At 53.1% G+C, this 15,500-nt stretch carries 14 protein-coding genes; 5 read left to right on the forward strand and 9 right to left on the reverse strand.

The genetic code is table 11. The features are described 5' to 3' along the window. Window positions 1-18: 18 nt before the first annotated feature. The 4 genes from JSQ80_RS08950 to sdaAB form a co-directional block, all read right to left on the reverse strand. Window positions 19-582 carry an ECF-type riboflavin transporter substrate-binding protein gene (locus JSQ80_RS08950; RefSeq protein WP_087433929.1) on the reverse strand — a complete coding sequence of 188 codons (564 nt, stop codon included), beginning with the start codon at window positions 580-582 and terminating at the stop codon, window positions 19-21. Between the two features lie 365 nt (window positions 583-947). Beyond that, window positions 948-1,991 carry a type 2 isopentenyl-diphosphate Delta-isomerase gene (gene fni / locus JSQ80_RS08955; RefSeq protein WP_206095050.1) on the reverse strand — a complete coding sequence of 348 codons (1,044 nt, stop codon included), beginning with the start codon at window positions 1,989-1,991 and terminating at the stop codon, window positions 948-950. Between the two features lie 67 nt (window positions 1,992-2,058). Next, on the reverse strand, window positions 2,059-2,940 hold the full coding sequence (gene sdaAA, locus JSQ80_RS08960) for an L-serine ammonia-lyase, iron-sulfur-dependent, subunit alpha (protein ID WP_206095051.1): 882 nt from the start codon (window positions 2,938-2,940) through the stop codon (window positions 2,059-2,061). Window positions 2,941-2,970: 30 nt separating this feature from the next. Then, entirely contained in the window at window positions 2,971-3,633 is a 663-nt protein-coding gene (gene sdaAB, locus JSQ80_RS08965; RefSeq protein WP_206095052.1) for an L-serine ammonia-lyase, iron-sulfur-dependent subunit beta, read from the reverse strand. A 473-nt stretch (window positions 3,634-4,106) separates the two neighbouring features. Between sdaAB and JSQ80_RS08970 the strand changes: the two genes are divergently transcribed. Both JSQ80_RS08970 and JSQ80_RS08975 read left to right on the forward strand, forming a co-directional pair. After that, a complete protein-coding gene (locus JSQ80_RS08970; protein WP_206095053.1) occupies window positions 4,107-4,412 on the forward strand; it encodes a class I SAM-dependent methyltransferase in 306 nt (101 codons plus the stop codon). Then, window positions 4,364-4,579 (forward strand): hypothetical protein, encoded by a 216-nt coding sequence (locus tag JSQ80_RS08975; protein ID WP_206095054.1) that lies wholly within the window; start codon window positions 4,364-4,366, stop codon window positions 4,577-4,579. Before JSQ80_RS08970 ends, JSQ80_RS08975 begins: the two co-directional genes overlap by 49 nt. A 263-nt stretch (window positions 4,580-4,842) precedes the next feature. Here JSQ80_RS08975 and rocF read toward each other — a convergent pair whose 3' ends face one another. From rocF to cls, 4 genes are all read right to left on the reverse strand, one after another. Beyond that, on the reverse strand, window positions 4,843-5,769 hold the full coding sequence (rocF, locus tag JSQ80_RS08980; RefSeq protein ID WP_240463988.1) for an arginase: 927 nt from the start codon (window positions 5,767-5,769) through the stop codon (window positions 4,843-4,845). Window positions 5,770-5,835: 66 nt separating this feature from the next. After that, a complete protein-coding gene (locus JSQ80_RS08985; protein WP_206095055.1) occupies window positions 5,836-7,032 on the reverse strand; it encodes an ornithine--oxo-acid transaminase in 1,197 nt (398 codons plus the stop codon). A gap of 157 nt (window positions 7,033-7,189) precedes the next feature. Further along, window positions 7,190-8,428, reverse strand: coding sequence for an MFS transporter (locus tag JSQ80_RS08990; protein WP_206095056.1), 1,239 nt, complete (start codon window positions 8,426-8,428; stop codon window positions 7,190-7,192). A gap of 356 nt (window positions 8,429-8,784) precedes the next feature. Next, window positions 8,785-10,296: a cardiolipin synthase gene (gene cls / locus JSQ80_RS08995; RefSeq protein WP_206095057.1), complete on the reverse strand. Its 1,512-nt coding sequence runs from the start codon at window positions 10,294-10,296 to the stop codon at window positions 8,785-8,787. A 364-nt stretch (window positions 10,297-10,660) separates the two neighbouring features. Here cls and JSQ80_RS09000 point away from each other — a divergent pair, with 364 nt between their 5' ends. Further along, entirely contained in the window at window positions 10,661-11,251 is a 591-nt protein-coding gene (locus JSQ80_RS09000) for a TetR/AcrR family transcriptional regulator (RefSeq protein ID WP_087434097.1), read from the forward strand. A gap of 282 nt (window positions 11,252-11,533) precedes the next feature. On the opposite strand, the gene JSQ80_RS09005 is transcribed toward JSQ80_RS09000, so the two are convergent. Further along, entirely contained in the window at window positions 11,534-12,208 is a 675-nt protein-coding gene (locus JSQ80_RS09005; RefSeq protein WP_087433919.1) for a TorD/DmsD family molecular chaperone, read from the reverse strand. Window positions 12,209-12,551: 343 nt separating this feature from the next. On the opposite strand from JSQ80_RS09005, the gene JSQ80_RS09010 reads away from it, so the two are divergent. Beyond that, entirely contained in the window at window positions 12,552-13,481 is a 930-nt protein-coding gene (locus JSQ80_RS09010) for an AraC family transcriptional regulator (protein WP_206095058.1), read from the forward strand. Between the two features lie 147 nt (window positions 13,482-13,628). Beyond that, complete coding sequence (locus JSQ80_RS09015; protein WP_206095059.1) at window positions 13,629-15,497, forward strand: class I mannose-6-phosphate isomerase; 1,869 nt, start codon at window positions 13,629-13,631, stop codon at window positions 15,495-15,497. The last annotated feature ends 3 nt before the right edge of the window (window positions 15,498-15,500 follow it).

Here is a 15,500-nt window from a genome sequence, read left to right on the forward strand (position 1 = left end):
ATGCTGCAATCTAGCAACCTATTTAAGTACGCGCAAATTCGAGTTGCGGCGGTTCAATCTAAGCAATCCAAGCACGGCCGGCACGCCGAGAATCAGATGTACGGCAATGTTGGCAATGGCGGACGCGTAGAACTGCACCCACATTTTGTCCGGCGCCTCGCCAAACAAATACACGTCAAGTATACTGGAAAGCCCGTAGCCGACTGCCAAAGCCGCCGATCCGGAAATAGCCAGCGTAACGAGGTTGCCTTTCGTGGAACGGCCTTCATTGACGTTAAAAGAGCTGCTTGCATATACGAGGCCCATTCCTAAACCGGAGATCGCGGAACCAAGCACCCAAGTCCACCAAATCGTACCGCCGCCCCAAGTCAAATCAGTAATGATATGGCCGATAGCTCCGCTTAAAAAGCCAACGACAGGACCAAACAGCGCGCCGAAAATAGTGAGAATGGCAATGGCCGGGCGCAATCCCGTCTGAGGAACCAGCGGTATCGTAATCGTGCTGAGCAAGCCATACAGCGCAGCTCCAATACCGATAGCGACTACCGTTTTGGTATTAAAGTTGAAAATCGATTGTTTCATCCCGTTCAACCCTTCCTTTTCACTCATTATAATATTTATCGACGCTCTCCCGTTCGATATCTATATTCACGCTCTAATTATTATGAAATCCGAACGTTTGAATGTGATTCCGATCATAATATAAAGGATTTTCCATAGTATGGGTACAGGTTTTATTTTCCAAACATGATGTTTTCAAGCACATTTTCTAGATATCAAGGCAATAAACCGTGAAAAACGTGGATTTTATGAATAAAAGGCGTCGATTTGCGTGAAAAGTTTCCGTTTTTCATGACTATTCCCGGTTGAAATTTATACGAAACAGGCCACAGTTATCAAGCTGCGGCCATTATTAGTATATTCAATTATAACAGGGTGATGTCATATTATACTAGCCGTTCAGTCGTTCGCAACTGCGCAATCGTTCGCGCCCCGATTCCGAACATCGCGATGCGCAGCTCCGTCTCCACCCGTGCCAGCACATCGTCAACCGCTGTTTCCGAATCGGCCGCCGCGGCAAGCAGAGAACGTCCGAAGCCGGCTGCGTTCGCCCCCAGAGCGATTGCCTTGGCCGCATCGACGCCGGTGCGGAGCCCGCCGCTGGCTACCACCATGTGGTCAGGCAACGCGGCGCGCACCTGCCGCACACTCTCTGCCGTTGGAATGCCCCAATCGGCAAAAGCCTCGGCAGCCTGCCGGCGAACCGGGTCCGGGAGCCGCATCTTCTCGACTTGACTCCACGAGGTCCCTCCCGCTCCGGCCACGTCGATAAAGGCAACGCCAACGTCGGCCAACTGCTTGGCCGTATCCGCCGCGATGCCCCAGCCGACTTCCTTCACGCCCACGGGCACTTCCAATGCCCGGCACACTTCCTCGATGCGGCGAAGCAGCCCGGCAAAGTTCAAGTCGCCTTCCGGCTGGAACACCTCCTGCAGCGCGTTGAGATGCAAAATAAGCCCGTCCGCCCGCACTAGCTCCACCGCACGGCGGCATTCATCCGGTCCCATGCCCATATTCAATTGGACCGCGCCCAAATTGGCGAACAAAGGAATCGTCGGCGCCAGATCGCGCATCTGGAATGTGTCCGCGACGTCTGGATTCTCCACTGCCGCTCTCACTGAGCCGACGCCCATTGCCCATCCGCGCGCTTCCGCCACGACGGCCAAACGCCGGTTAATCGATGCCGTATGGGTGCTGCCTCCCGTCATCGAGCTGATCAAGAGCGGCGTCCGTGCCGGCTTGCCCAACCAAGCGGTAGCAAGATCGATGTCGCGGTAGTCGATGTCCGGAAGCGCTTGATGCACAAAGCGGTATCGTTCCAGTCCCGTTGTAATGCCAATACCGTTCACCGGCTCCTCCAAACAGATGCGAACATGCTCTGTCTTGCGCTGCCCGGTCAATCCCCCCGGTTCGGGCTGTCGCTCTTGCATTTCAGTACCCCCTCAGTGCTGGAACCTTAACATTCCGGCTCCAGCTATTTTATTTATCTCTTTTCGTTTATTGCGTCTGCTGTTCCCCGAATATTTGCTGCTTCAATCTTTGGCCTGTCGGAGTGGCGGCCAACCCCCCGCGCGCAGTCTCCTTCAGCGTGGTCGGCATCGTCTGTCCGATGCGGAACATCGCCTCGATGACTTCATCGCACGGAATGACGCTCTCCACGCCGGCAAGCGCCATATCTGCCGCCACCATGGCGATTGCCGCACCCATGGCATTGCGCTTCACGCACGGCACCTCTACCAGCCCTGCGACAGGGTCGCACACCAGACCGAGCATATTCTTCAGCGCAATCGCCATTGCATGCGCCGCCTGGCGCGGGCTTCCGCCCGCCAGCTCGGCAATGGCTGCCGCCGCCATGCCCGCGGCAGATCCCACCTCGGCCTGGCAGCCGCCCGCAGCGCCGCTGATGGAGGCGTTGTTCGCCACGACCATGCCGAAGGCTCCCGACGTGAACAGATAGTCCACCATCTGTTCACGTGTCGGCTGCAGCTTCTCCTTGAGCGCGAACAGCGTTCCCGGCACGACGCCGGCCGATCCTGCGGTCGGCGTTGCGCAGATGAGCCCCATCGCGGCGTTGACTTCATTCGTCGCCACCGCTTTGCTGACCGCATCCATTATTGTTTCGCCGCTTAACACTTTGCCGGAGACGATATATTGCTGGATCTTGACCGCGTCTCCTCCCGTAAGGCCGGAGTGGGAGCTTACCCCTGCCAGACCGCGCGCGACCGCCTGCTCCATGACGTCCAGATTGCGGGTCATCAGCTCGATGACCGACTCGCGCGTCGTTTGGCGCACTTCCATTTCCTGCTGTATCATAATGTGCGCGATTTTGCACGAACGCTCTTCGGCAAGCGCGACTAATTCAGTTACATTGCGGAACATAACCTTGTCCTCCTTTCCTCGCCGATGTCGTTAATCTTCCATGCGCAGCACGCGGTTAACCCCCGTTAGCGCGCGAATCTCGTCTATAATCGATTCGCTTATCTTCTCATCCGTTTCAATGACCATAAGCGCCATCTTGCCTTTCTCCTTGCGGCTTACTTCCATATGTCCGATATTGACGTGCTGTCCGCTCAATATTTGCGTCACTCCGGCAATGACTCCGTACCGGTCATGATTCAATACCAGAATAGCCGGACATTGACCGGATAGCTTCAGCTCGAATCCGTTCAGCTCCGTAATTTCCACCTTGCCCCCGCCAATGGAGATGCCTGCGACCTCCATCTCGTCCCGCTCGTCCGACATCTTGATGCAAGCGGTGTTGGGATGCTCCGGCACGGCGTCTTCCGTTGTAATGACCACTTCGATGCCGGCTTCTGCGGCATATTGCGGCGCCTGCGGCAGACGCGGGTCATTCGTGTCATAATCCAAAATGCCCGCAATGAGCGCCACATCCGTCGCGTGTCCCTTATACGTCTCCGCGAACGAGCCGTATAAAGAAATATGCACCCGCTTCGGCTCTCTTCCGAAAATGCTGCGCGCAAGGCGCCCAATCTTGGCTGCCCCGGCTGTATGCGAGCTGGACGGACCCACCATAATCGGACCGATGATGTCAAACACACTGCGATACTTCATTGCCCTTCCTCCTCTTTAGCGTTCCCCCAATGTTCTATCCAAACTATCCGTATGGTTCCGCTATCCACTACATCGTTGCTCGTTTCTATTAAATGTTGTTCAATAAGTCGCTTTATAGAATATACGATATTATTGTACGCAAGCGGTCCCGCTTTCTCCACGACGAAAGCCAGCCGCTGCAAGCACTTTCAGACTCATCCTACCAAGGCTTCGCCAAGAACACAACCCCTCCGGCGAGGCGATTTCCAGACGTTTCCCCTTCAAGCGTTATGTTGCTGAACCGCGCCGCATAAGTTGTAAAAGTCCGGCATGGAAAAGTTTGATATTTCAAGGGATCTTTTGCAAAGGAGTGACTGAACGCACGCAATTTACATGGATAATGACCGTTTCTCGTCAAACCCGTTTAGGGAGGCAAGCTCATCGTCCCTTCCGCCGATCTGAGCATTACACCAGAGCTCGCTATAAACGGCGATATGGAATGGCCGCTAACAAAGTATTTGGAGAATCACGTAAAAGAGGGGCATGTCGTCGTCGATATCGGAGCTAATGTAGGATACTTCACCGTCATTCTTGCCCATTTGGCGGGACCGGAATACTTCAAGCACTATCGGGACGATATATTGGAATTCGAGACGGAGACCGCAAGGCTGGACGATGCACTCGCGCACTTGCCTCATATCGACATGATTAAGATAGACATCGAGGGGGAGAATACCAAGCATTTCTTGGCATGGAACGGACACTGGAGCATAAAGCGAAATGTGTCGTCTTTGAATTAAACGATATGATGCTGCTGGATCAGTTGGAGCCATTCGCAGCCCTGTTGCGGCGTTATGAAGCAGCGGGAAAAAGCTTCTATGTGCTCAATCATGAAGGGGCAGAAGTCCAGATGGCGCTGGAGCAGGTGATATCCATAGGCAGCATTCCTAGCGTCATCATGAAGTAATCGCATCCGGCGTATATAAATGCAGCAGGCTGCAAACCGGAGGTTTTCCACCTCCGGTTTGCTTGTCGAGAACATATCCGGCTCGACACTTATTCTCCGTTTCCAAGAGAAAAAGCTGGGCTGAAGGTTTAACCGCAACCCCTTTGTCTTACCCATTGGATGAAATACAGTCTACATATCATTCAACCGCTCTATCCCTACTTTTTACTGTATCTTTTCCAATGGGCAGCTATAACCGCGAATGAAAAGCAGATAGGTCGTGATTATAATATTCGCTGTCCGAACAGCGAGCCGATCAGTTCCTTGGCCAGCCTCGCGGTTTGGTTGTTCACATCCAACGTCGGATTCACTTCCACGAACTCCGCCGAAGTGATAAGGCCGGATTCATGCATGAGCTCCAGCGCCAAATGCGCTTCCCTGTAGCTCACTCCACCCCGTACCGGCGTGCCCGTTCCCGGCGCCTCGGAAGGATCGATGCTGTCCACGTCAAAGCTGAGATGCACTCCATCCGTGTCGCGGCCGACAATGCGCAGCGCTTCCTGCACAACCCGCTCCATGCCCATGCGGTCAATCTCGTGCATCGTGAAGCAGGTGATGCCTTGCTGACGAATGAATTCTTTCTCTCCGGGATCGAGGTCGCGCGCCCCGATAAGCACGACGCGATCCGCTCTCACATATGGCCCCGCCCATGGCATTTCCTCGAACCCGGCTCTGCCCACCGCAACGGCCAGCGACATGCCATGCACGTTCCCGCTCGGACTCGTCTCTTCCGTGTTCAAGTCGGAATGGGCATCGAACCATATGACGCCTACATTGCGGTAGTGCCGTGTCAATCCAGCGAGCGTGCCCATCGCGATGCTGTGATCGCCCCCCAGCACAAGCGGAAAGCAACCGTCGGTTACGGCAGCAGACACCTGTTCTGCCAACGCGGAACAAGTATAGAGCACCTCGGCGAGATGCTTCGCGTTCCGCGCGGGGACAGGCTCTTCATCCAGCCCTTCTTTGGCCGTAGCCGCCGAAGGCAAATCCACCTCGCGCACCGCCGCCACTTCTGCCCCCAACTGCTTGAGCTGCCGGAGCAATCCGGCGCGAACAATACTTTCAGGTCCTTGTTCCGCTCCCGCTCTGCCTGCCCCTAGTCCGAATGGAACACTAATTATCGACAGCTTTCGATTCATCGTCATCGTCATAGACAACTTTTCTCCTCCTTGCAAGCTAATATGAAATAAAGCTCCAAGACTGACAAGCGGGTACGGTTATGAACGAGCCAATACGCGTTGGATGCGCTCCAACGCCCAATCGAGCTCAGTGTCCTCGATAATTAAAGGAGGAGCCAAGCGGATGATATTGTCATGGGTCTCCTTGCACAGCATGCCAAGCCGCATCAACATCTCGCAATACGGGCGCGCAGGCTCCGTCAGCTCCACGCCAATGAGCAGCCCTCGGCCCCGCACGTCGCGGACAACCGGGCTATCAATGTCCTCCAGCCGCTGCTTGAAGTATGCTCCCTGCTTCTCCGAGCGTTCAGCAAGCCGCTCGTCCTCCAATACCTCCAGAGCGGCTACCGCCACCGCGCAAGCAAGCGGATTGCCTCCGAAGGTAGAGCCATGCGATCCAGGCTCCAGCACACCCAGAATCTCTTCATCCGCCGCGATGGCCGAAATAGGCAGCACGCCACCTCCCAGCGCTTTGCCCATGATATAAATGTCCGGCACGATATGTTCCCAGTCACAGGCGAACCGTCTGCCTGCACGTCCGAAGCCCGTCTGGATTTCATCCGCCATGAACAAGACGTTGTGCCGTTTGCATATTTCGAAGGCCTGCCGCAAATAACCGTCGGGCGGAATGACGATGCCATTCTCCCCTTGAATCGGTTCCACGAGAAAAGCGGCCGTATTCGGTGTAATAGCCTGCTCCAGCGCCTCGGCATCCCCAAATGGAATGATCGTGAAGCCTGGCGTAAACGGTCCAAAGCCTTCCTTATATTCCTCTGCCGAGGAGAAGGAGATAACCGTAATCGTCCTCCCGTGAAAATTGCCGCTGCACACGATGATGTCCGCTTGATTCGCCGGGACTTGCTTCTGCCTATATGCCCAGCGCCGCGCAACCTTGAGGGCGGTCTCCACTGCTTCCGCACCTGTATTCATCGGCAAAATCATCGCTTTCCCCGTGTAGGCAGACAGCTTCTCATAAAATAAAGCCAACGATTCGCTATGAAACGCCCGGGAAGATAGCGTCACCTTCTCCGCCTGACGCAGGAGCGCTTGAATAATGCCCGGATGGCGGTGTCCGTGGTTCAAGGCAGAGTAGGCGCTCAACATGTCCAAATAACGGCGCCCTTCCGGATCTTCCACCCATACTCCTTCCGCTTTGGAAATGACAATAGGCAACGGATTGTAATTCCTCGCGCCATATCGCTCCGTCAATTGAATGATTTCTTCTGAGCCTGCCATTCACCATCCTCCTCTGAACTGTAATGAAATCGCTTCCTACAGCATATTCAGAGTATATCATACTGTTTCACATAAAGGTAAAATAATGCCATTTGTCCTCCAGGAAAATACAAAAGTTCCCGCCGCATTCAAATTGCACAATGCGAGCGGGAACTGGCTACATCCGGGCACTCCCGGTTTCAACGTGTGGTCCGGCATGCTTGGAGAGCATTCGCGCCGTTATCTTGTCAGAGTAAAGCAAGGCATAGAGCGCCAGCGCAAACGAAAGTCCGCCGAAAATGAGCACCATGTACTGCAGCCCGATCGTATCGAGGAAAAAGCCGGTCCCGAGCAGAACGATTTGGAACAGCATCCGGTCCAACATATTCCGGAACGAGAAGAAGCGGCCATGATAATCTTTCGGAATCGTCGTCTGGAAATACGTTGACAGCAACGGGAAGAAGAAGCCTGCCGCAAGGCCGAACAAGCCGAATGCCAGCAGCGTCACCCATCTGATATCCCCAAAGAACAACAGCATATGCGAGATGGCGATGACAAATGAAAACGAGAGCAGCATTTTCAATAGATTTACTTTTCCGGAAATCCGCTTCACGAAAAATGCGGCAACAATAAAGCTCGTGCCCTCCACCGCATACAGCAGACCCTTAATCTGCTGATCGTGCTGCAATTCGCTAATGTTGATGACCATCAAGTTAAAGCCGCCGATAAACAGCGCCGGAATAACCGACAACCCAAGCGCCATGACAGCTACAGGCAGTTGCTTGAGCATCGGGACGATTTCCTTGAACCCGCCGTTCTCTTTGCCTCTTTGCTTCCTTGTGCCATGCGGCGTCCCGCTATCCCCTACTTGCAAAAAGAAGGTGGATGCCAGCAGCAGCGCGTACGCGATAAGAGAAGTGAAATATAACGAGAATAGACTCATGACGGCCAACATCATTCCCGCCAGCGCCGTACCCAATATTCTGGCGATAGTGGAGGCATTCATATGAACTCCGTTTAACGCTATCAAATCCTTCTCTTGGACAATCTGTGGAATGACCGACTGCAGAGCCGGAAAGTAGAACGCCGCGGACACCTGCAGACTGACCGCGAACAACACCATCCACCATACCGATTCCATCGACAAAGCAAGAAACATGAAGCACACGCTGACCATCCGCCCAATTCCGGCGTATATCATCACCTTCTTCTTGCTGCTCGTATCGATGACTTTTCCCGCATACGGGCCAACCAGCACGCCCGCAAGCAGCCCGACGAATAAAATGAGCGATTTCATGAAATCTGACGGCACGTGCTGCTGCATAAATTCCAAATTCGCGATAATCGAAGTCCACAAACCGAGACCGGCAACAAACTCTCCGCTCAGCACAATCCATACATTACGGTTATTCCACATGGATCCATCCCCGTTCTCCCATAAGTCTGTTAGAGGTTGCTGCAAACCTGTTCCTCAGTAGCCAAAAAAACTGCTCCGCCATCAAGCGAAGCAGCTCTGCTGCTCAAGAGATAGATTAAACTCTTTAATCCCGTACTATTATTTACTATATAAATAGTTTCTTATATGAATGATTACCTGCATAAATAAGTTATTCCGCCTTGGAAACTCCATGGATAATGAAACTCGTTCCCAAATTATTAGTAACATCATGCCATAAACGATTGCAGCAGTCAATCCGTCCCATCCCCGTTTAACAGGGGTCTTTTCGGCCTTCTTTATACGGTTAAGGCAGCGGAATGACGCAATCCGGATCGTTAAAGCAAAGGTGAAAAAAGACGGGCGGCGGACTCTAAAAACCGGGTGACGACTTTCTTATGCGCGAATTGTTCTTCCTCGATCGGCGTCGTATATTGCAAATCCCGTTCAAAATCCTCGACCAGCGCCGCCACACTGTCCGTTCGCATAAGAATCGCATTCACCTCGAAATTTAAATGGAAGCTGCGCATATCCATATTGGCCGTTCCGATTGTCGCAACCTCGCCGTCTACAATAATAAGCTTGGAATGCAGAAAGCCCTTTTCATATTCATAAATTTGCACGCCCGTCTCCATAAGCCCGGGAAAATAAGAGTGCGACGCAAGAAACGGCAGCCACTTGTCCGGCTTGGCCGGAAACAACAGCTTCACATCGATGCCTGCCAACGCCGCCACCCGCAGCGCCGTAAAAATATCTTCATCCGGAATGAAATACGGCGTTGCGATCCAGATGGACTTCTTGGCCGAGGTCAGCATCGAGAAGAAGACGTTTTTCATCGTTTTGAAATCTTGATCCGGCCCGCTTGCAATGATTTGCACCGCTCCGCCTGAAGCTTCTACCGGCCGCGGCAGCAAATATTCCGGCCCGTAAAGGTTGGCCGTCGTCGTATGGGCCCAATCCTGCATAAATATAATCTGCAGCGTCTGCACCGCCTCTCCCCGCACGATCATGTGCGTGTCCCGCCAGAAGCCGTACGTCTTGCTGCGGCTTAAATATTCATCGCCGACGTTCAGTCCCCCGATAAACCCGACATCGCCGTCGATGACGACGATTTTGCGGTGATTGCGATAGTTGACCCGATTCGAGAACAGCGGGAATTTCACCGCACCGAAGGCAGCTACCTCCACCCCTGCCCGGCGCAGATCATTCAGGAACGTTTTTGGCAAATGCATGCTGCCTACCGCATCGACCATAAAGCGCACCTCTACGCCCTGCCTTGCTTTCTCCATCAAAATGTACTTAATCTTCCGTCCGATATCGTCGTCCCGATAAATGTAATATTCCATATGAATGTGGTGAACGGCCCGGCCTAGCTCTGCGAGCAACGCCGCAAACGTTTCTTCACCGTTGTTCAAAATGCGCGTCTCCGACGAGAACGAGATCGGGCTCTTGCTGAGACGGCTGGTCAGACGCAACAATTGACGTTGATCATCAGTAAAAGATCCTAATATTTGCTCTCTCCGAAGCAATGCCTCATTGTCGATAAAGGCATACGCTTGTCTGTCCTGCTCCGCTTTACGCGCATACCGGCGCCGTTTGCGATAGTTCTGTCCGAACAGCATGTAAAATATGAACCCGACTACAGGAACGAGCGCCAACACCAATATCCATGCCACCGTGCTGGATGGATGCCGGTTCTCCATAAAGATAATGATTGCCAGCGTGACGACTGCCAACGTCGTCATAATACTGAGCGCTGTAGCGATCGTATTTCCAAACGTATCATTGATATAAAAGCCGAACGTCAACAACATGATGATGAATAACCCGACCTGCAGCGCCCTTCTCATCTGCATGCTCCCCCATTCTAACTATCTATGCTATCTATTCACCCAATTTCTCGTGTTCCCTATCGTTTTTTTAGTGCGCATACGCAGAAAATGCCAATAATTTTTCCAGATCGAGGCTAAGACGATTCTATAACGCATAAACCCTTCCGGCCGAAGAGACAATGAAGGTAGTGCTCATTCTATATTCCTTTACTATACCCGAAAACAGTAACTGCAAATATGTCATTGACAACGGTTACAATCATGTGACATAATTTTCGAACGAACGGTAGGTAGCCAAGTGGAGACGGCCATCCCCCTATCGCTGTAAACACGAGGCCGTTTCTGCAAGATGAAGGAACAGCGAGGAATGGAGGAATTCCCTTTGACCGCAAACCGCATTCAACTCATCGCCCTCTCCCATTTTGCCAAGCATGGCTATGACGGGACGTCTTTAGCGAAAATCGCCGAAGATGTCGGCATCAAGAAACCATCCATATATGCTCATTATAAGAGCAAAGACGATTTATTTCTTCATGTTCTTCAAACCGTTTTTATAGATGAGTGGAACTGGATTACCGATTTTTTCAATAAACATGAGCATATGTCCCTGCACGATCAGCTTACGCAGCTCATTCAATCATACCGCCAGCGCTATGAGCAATACGATGTGCTGAAGTTCATTCTGCGTGTCTCCTTCTTCCCGCCGGAAGCGCTGCAGGAACAAGTTATGGAGCGTATGAATGAATTTTTGGACCGCTTGGAAAAAGGGCTGGTTCCCCGAATGGCTCAAGCTCTTAGAACCCATGAAATATGTGGCGTGCATCCGGAGCAGGCTTCCAGGGCGTTCATCTGCATCCTTGATGGACTATTCGTAGAACTGCTGTATGGCGGACCCGAGCGCTTTGAGAAAAAGCTTGAAGCGGCTTGGTCGATATATTGGCGCGGACTGACTGTCAAAGAGGATTGGGCGTAACCGGATAATATCGCAAACGTTCAGTCTTCCTCATCGGAATGCCGTCTACAAGGAGCTATCCCAAGAGCAGCAGACTTGAGGGACAGCTCTTTTTGGCGGTCAAAATAAGTCTCATTGGAAAACATCCAGCGGAATAGGAAAATGGGGTGAAGAAATGGCAATTGGACTGTACTTTATTCAATTAAAAACAGGGACTGTCCTTCAGGTCCGGCAGACCTTTCGCGACAATCCCTTAGACAACAAATAATTATACTCTCGCATATGAATTAGAAATCGTTATAGTTAAGCAGTCTTCTCCGCCCAAGCTGCTTCCTTGGAAATAAACTCGGTAAGCAGCAGACCAATGGCCTGATATACCGGATGCTCCGCATGCTGCCTCAGGTCATCCCCGAAACGCGGCGCCCACCGGCGCAAATGATGGAGCAAGAATTCACGCTGTCCGTTCATGTAACGGTCAAAGCGATCCTCCGTCATGACGCTGTTCATCATCTTTTCAATCAGAACGGCCATGAACTCCAGCTCAATCGCGATATGATCGTCAGGCTCGCCATTCATTTTTTTGAAATATAAGCTGAATTCAGCATACGTCTGCCGCACAACTTGAGCGTAGGACTTCGGCATCATCTGTTCGCTCGCACGGTACATCGTCTCGCACGGCGTCACGGGCAATTGGCCCGAGGAACCGAAGAGGCGCATATATTCATCGCGCAGCGAAGAAAATACGGCGTACAACTCGTTAATCGACAAGTTCTCCAACAACAAGCGCAGCTGCTTGGCTCCTTCAGACGTGCAGGACATCTGCTGTAACCCCTGATGGTTCCGCCAAGACATAATGACATCGAGCGTCGGCATTTCGCCAAGGAAATCGGCTAACAACTGATAAACCGCCTTGCGGGTCTCCAAACGTTCTACGGTTTCATCGTTCCACTGCACCGGCTGTTCTGCCGTTAACAACATCGTCCGTCCCCTCCATATGATGATTTCTCCCTGCATCCATATTGTCCCATATCCAATTGTCAAAAGCTGTGACAAAATGCAAACAATAAGGAAGAAGAAAGCGTTTTATGTGACGCTTCTGTGAAGTGTATTTCGGTATTCGCTCTTCCCGAAACGATACACTGTTTTAGTCGTAAAATTTATTGTAACAAACGTCACACTAAAGAGACAGTTCCAATTCTTTCCTCACAACCAAGCGGCGCCGAAAGGAGACAACGATGAAAAAGCAACCAAGCACAGGCTTAATCCGCATGCGAATGAAAGCGCAGCAAAGCGGATATGAGGACAGGAAGGAAGATTGACGATGAACCATTCCGTATTTAAAAAAGCGAATACGGCGCTCAATATGCATGCATCCATCCTTCGCAATGGGCCCATCGCCTTTCGCGTGCATTATTGGGGCTTCATGCCGCAGCATTATAATAACACTGTGCACCGCCATTCCTTCTTGGAAGCGTGCTATGTGTTAAGCGGCACGGGCGAGTACACGGATGACGGACATGATTACCCGCTGACCGCCGGATCCGCCTTCTGTTCCCGCCCTGGCATCTGGCATCAGATTCGCAGCGCTCAAGGGCTTGCGCTATGCTTCGTCGCCTTCGATATGGATGAGGAGCATACAGAAGATGATTATGCCCAAGCGTTTCAACATATGGCAGCTCACGCCTTGCCTATCATTCCGGATGCCTCCGCGTCCCCAATGGCAAAGCTATGGGAAACGCTGCTTGGCATGTTCGATGTCGGGCAGGCGCTCTATCCGCCCCCCGTCCTGCAAGCAGCGACGCATGCGCTGCTCTATTCCATGCTCCCGCTGTTCACGCCGGACCCGAACCGTCTGCCGGCTGCATTCAGCGCGGAAGATCCGGTTCGCCCGGTCAATGACCTGTTCCGCCGGGCGCAGCTTTATTTGGAAGATAACTTGAGCGGGCCGCTATCGCTAGACATTGTGGCGCAGCATTTGCATATTTCTTCGCGCCATCTGTCGCGCTTATTCGTTCAGGAAAGCGGCCAGACGTTCGTCCATTATGTGCAGGAGCGCCGAATTCAGTCGGCGAAGGACATGCTGCTCCGCTCCGGCGCCGCGATTAAAGATATCGCCGCGCGGTGCGGGTTTGAATCGGTTCATTATTTTACAAGGGTGTTCACGCGCAAGCTGGGTGTATCCCCCGCGCGTTTCCGGAGGTCTCAATTTGCCGAGGGACGTTCCCGCCCGAAAGCGCCCCCGCGCGCTTAAACGATTGTCATGTCCGTTTTGTACAAAAAAGGAGCATCCATGTCCAAATACAGCCTTCCCTTCTTTCATTACAATGGGGGCATAGCGGCCGGAGAACGATTTCCTCTCCCTGCGCAATGACCTGCGAAAGAATGGAGGGCTTTCTTCATGTTTAATAAATATCCCTGCAATGTGATTCATTCAGCCGTGTCCTGCGAAGGCAATCGTCCTTTGGCCTGGATGCCGCAAGGGCTTGATCCCGGTACGGAACCAATAGCGGAAGCGATTATGTCCGCCCTGAATCATTCGGTTCAAGATGAACTGGTCGTGGCCCTGGACGGCACGCATGGCGCAAATATGCAACTCATCATCTCGCGCATTGTCGAGCGTTTGGATAAGGAGCAGGTGACTGCTTGCGTCTACTGCACTGCGGACTTGATGCGCAGCGGCGACTCGCTTCGCCGCCAATTCCGCCGTTATATTACCGAGAACCGCGCTTTTGGGTATATGGCATCGGATGCGGACGTTGCCGATTACTTTAGGTCTGATGCGAAAGAGCGCTTCGCAGCCGCTGTGGCAGCCGATGCTGCAGAGCATGAGCGCCGCTCGGACGCCGCCCGCAAGCAAGTCGTTCTGCTGTTTGGCCCAGGGGCGCTATGGCTCGCCCAGCCCAACGTTCACTTGTCCTTTTACTTCGATGTGTCACGGGAATACCAGCAGCTCGAGCACCGCAACGGCCTGTGCAACCTCGGGTTGTCATGGAATCGGGATCATGTGGAAAAATATAAAATCTGCCTGTTCCTCGAATGGCCCGTGTGGGAGACCTACCGCAAGAGGAACTTTGAGCGCTTTGATTATTATGTAGACATGAACAAGCCGAAGGAGCCCGTCGTCACGACGACAGCCGGCTTGCGCCACATGCTGGCCCAAGCCGCCGCGCAGCCGTTGCGGGTCAAGCCGTTCTTTGCGCCGGGCGTGTGGGGCGGCCAATATTTGAAGGAGCTGTGCGATCTGCCGCAGGACTGGGTGAACTGCGCCTGGAGCTTCGAGCCGATTGCGCCGGAAAACTCATTGCTGCTCCAGCATGAAGACCGCACGATCGAGGTGCCTTTCACGCTGCTGATGACCTATGAATATAAGCGCGTGATGGGAGAGCGTCCGGTTGCGTTGTTCGGCGACTATTTCCCGGTCCGCTTCGATTATTTGGATACGATTGACGGCGACAACCTGTCTTGCCAGGTCCACCCGAAGCAGGAGTATGCAGAAGCGAACTTCAACGAGCATATGACGCAGCAAGAATCCTATTACATCATGGAACGGAAGGAAGGCGCCAAAGTATATCTGGGCTTGACCGATCGAAGCACCCCGGACAGCTTCTTCGGCGCCGTTCGCGAAGCTCAGGAGACGGGCGTGCCGATGCCGTTCACGGATTACGTGAATGAGTTCGATGCCGGCAAAGGCGATCTGTTCCTCATTCCTCCCGGAACGGTGCACTGCTCTGGCGAGGGCAATCTCGTGCTGGAGGTCTCCTCGACGACGTGGTGGTTTACATTTAAAATTTACGACTATCTGCGCAAGGACTTGGACGGCAAGCCCCGCCCGATCAACATCGAGCATGCCGAACACAATGTCGACTTCGACAAAACTACGGATTGGGTCAAGCGCCATCTAATACCCGAGCCGCAGCTGATCGAAGAGCAAGGCGCCAATCAGGAGTATTTGCTCGGACAGCATGACGATCTGCTGTTCTGCGTCAAGCGGATTCATCTCGTTGACCGCTGGGAAGACGATACGAACGGCGAATTCGTCATGTACAATCTCGTCCAGGGCGAGCGCGTGCGCCTCATCCCGTTGGACGACGAGGCGAAGGCCGTGGAATTCGGCTACGCGGAAGCGTATATCGTGCCGGCAAGCATAGGCCGCTACCGCATCGAGAACGCCGGCGGCGCTCCGTGCAGGCTCGTGAAGGCGGGCGTGGCGTCCACATGGTCGACGCCGCTATTGCCGCACGGCTGGCACGCTGGCGAGGAGGCCTAAGCG

Origin of the sequence: Paenibacillus apiarius (genome assembly GCF_017052585.1) — a bacterium.
GTDB classification, from domain to species: Bacteria; Bacillota; Bacilli; order Paenibacillales; family Paenibacillaceae; genus Paenibacillus_B; species Paenibacillus_B apiarius.

Excerpts from the sequence above, each read along its gene's own strand:
- JSQ80_RS08950 (WP_087433929.1), bottom strand. The coding sequence starts at position 582 with ATGAAACAATCGATTTTCAACTTTAATACCAAAACGGTAGTCGCTATC.
- fni (WP_206095050.1), bottom strand. The coding sequence starts at position 1,991 with ATGCAAGAGCGACAGCCCGAACCGGGGGGATTGACCGGGCAGCGCAAG.
- sdaAA (WP_206095051.1), bottom strand. The coding sequence starts at position 2,940 with ATGTTCCGCAATGTAACTGAATTAGTCGCGCTTGCCGAAGAGCGTTCG.
- sdaAB (WP_206095052.1), bottom strand. The coding sequence starts at position 3,633 with ATGAAGTATCGCAGTGTGTTTGACATCATCGGTCCGATTATGGTGGGT.
- JSQ80_RS08970 (WP_206095053.1), top strand. The coding sequence starts at position 4,107 with ATGGAATGGCCGCTAACAAAGTATTTGGAGAATCACGTAAAAGAGGGG.
- JSQ80_RS08975 (WP_206095054.1), top strand. The coding sequence starts at position 4,364 with ATGGAACGGACACTGGAGCATAAAGCGAAATGTGTCGTCTTTGAATTA.
- rocF (WP_240463988.1), bottom strand. The coding sequence starts at position 5,769 with ATGACGATGACGATGAATCGAAAGCTGTCGATAATTAGTGTTCCATTC.
- JSQ80_RS08985 (WP_206095055.1), bottom strand. The coding sequence starts at position 7,032 with ATGGCAGGCTCAGAAGAAATCATTCAATTGACGGAGCGATATGGCGCG.
- JSQ80_RS08990 (WP_206095056.1), bottom strand. The coding sequence starts at position 8,428 with ATGTGGAATAACCGTAATGTATGGATTGTGCTGAGCGGAGAGTTTGTT.
- cls (WP_206095057.1), bottom strand. The coding sequence starts at position 10,296 with ATGAGAAGGGCGCTGCAGGTCGGGTTATTCATCATCATGTTGTTGACG.
- JSQ80_RS09005 (WP_087433919.1), bottom strand. The coding sequence starts at position 12,208 with ATGTTGTTAACGGCAGAACAGCCGGTGCAGTGGAACGATGAAACCGTA.
- JSQ80_RS09010 (WP_206095058.1), top strand. The coding sequence starts at position 12,552 with ATGAACCATTCCGTATTTAAAAAAGCGAATACGGCGCTCAATATGCAT.
- JSQ80_RS09015 (WP_206095059.1), top strand. The coding sequence starts at position 13,629 with ATGTTTAATAAATATCCCTGCAATGTGATTCATTCAGCCGTGTCCTGC.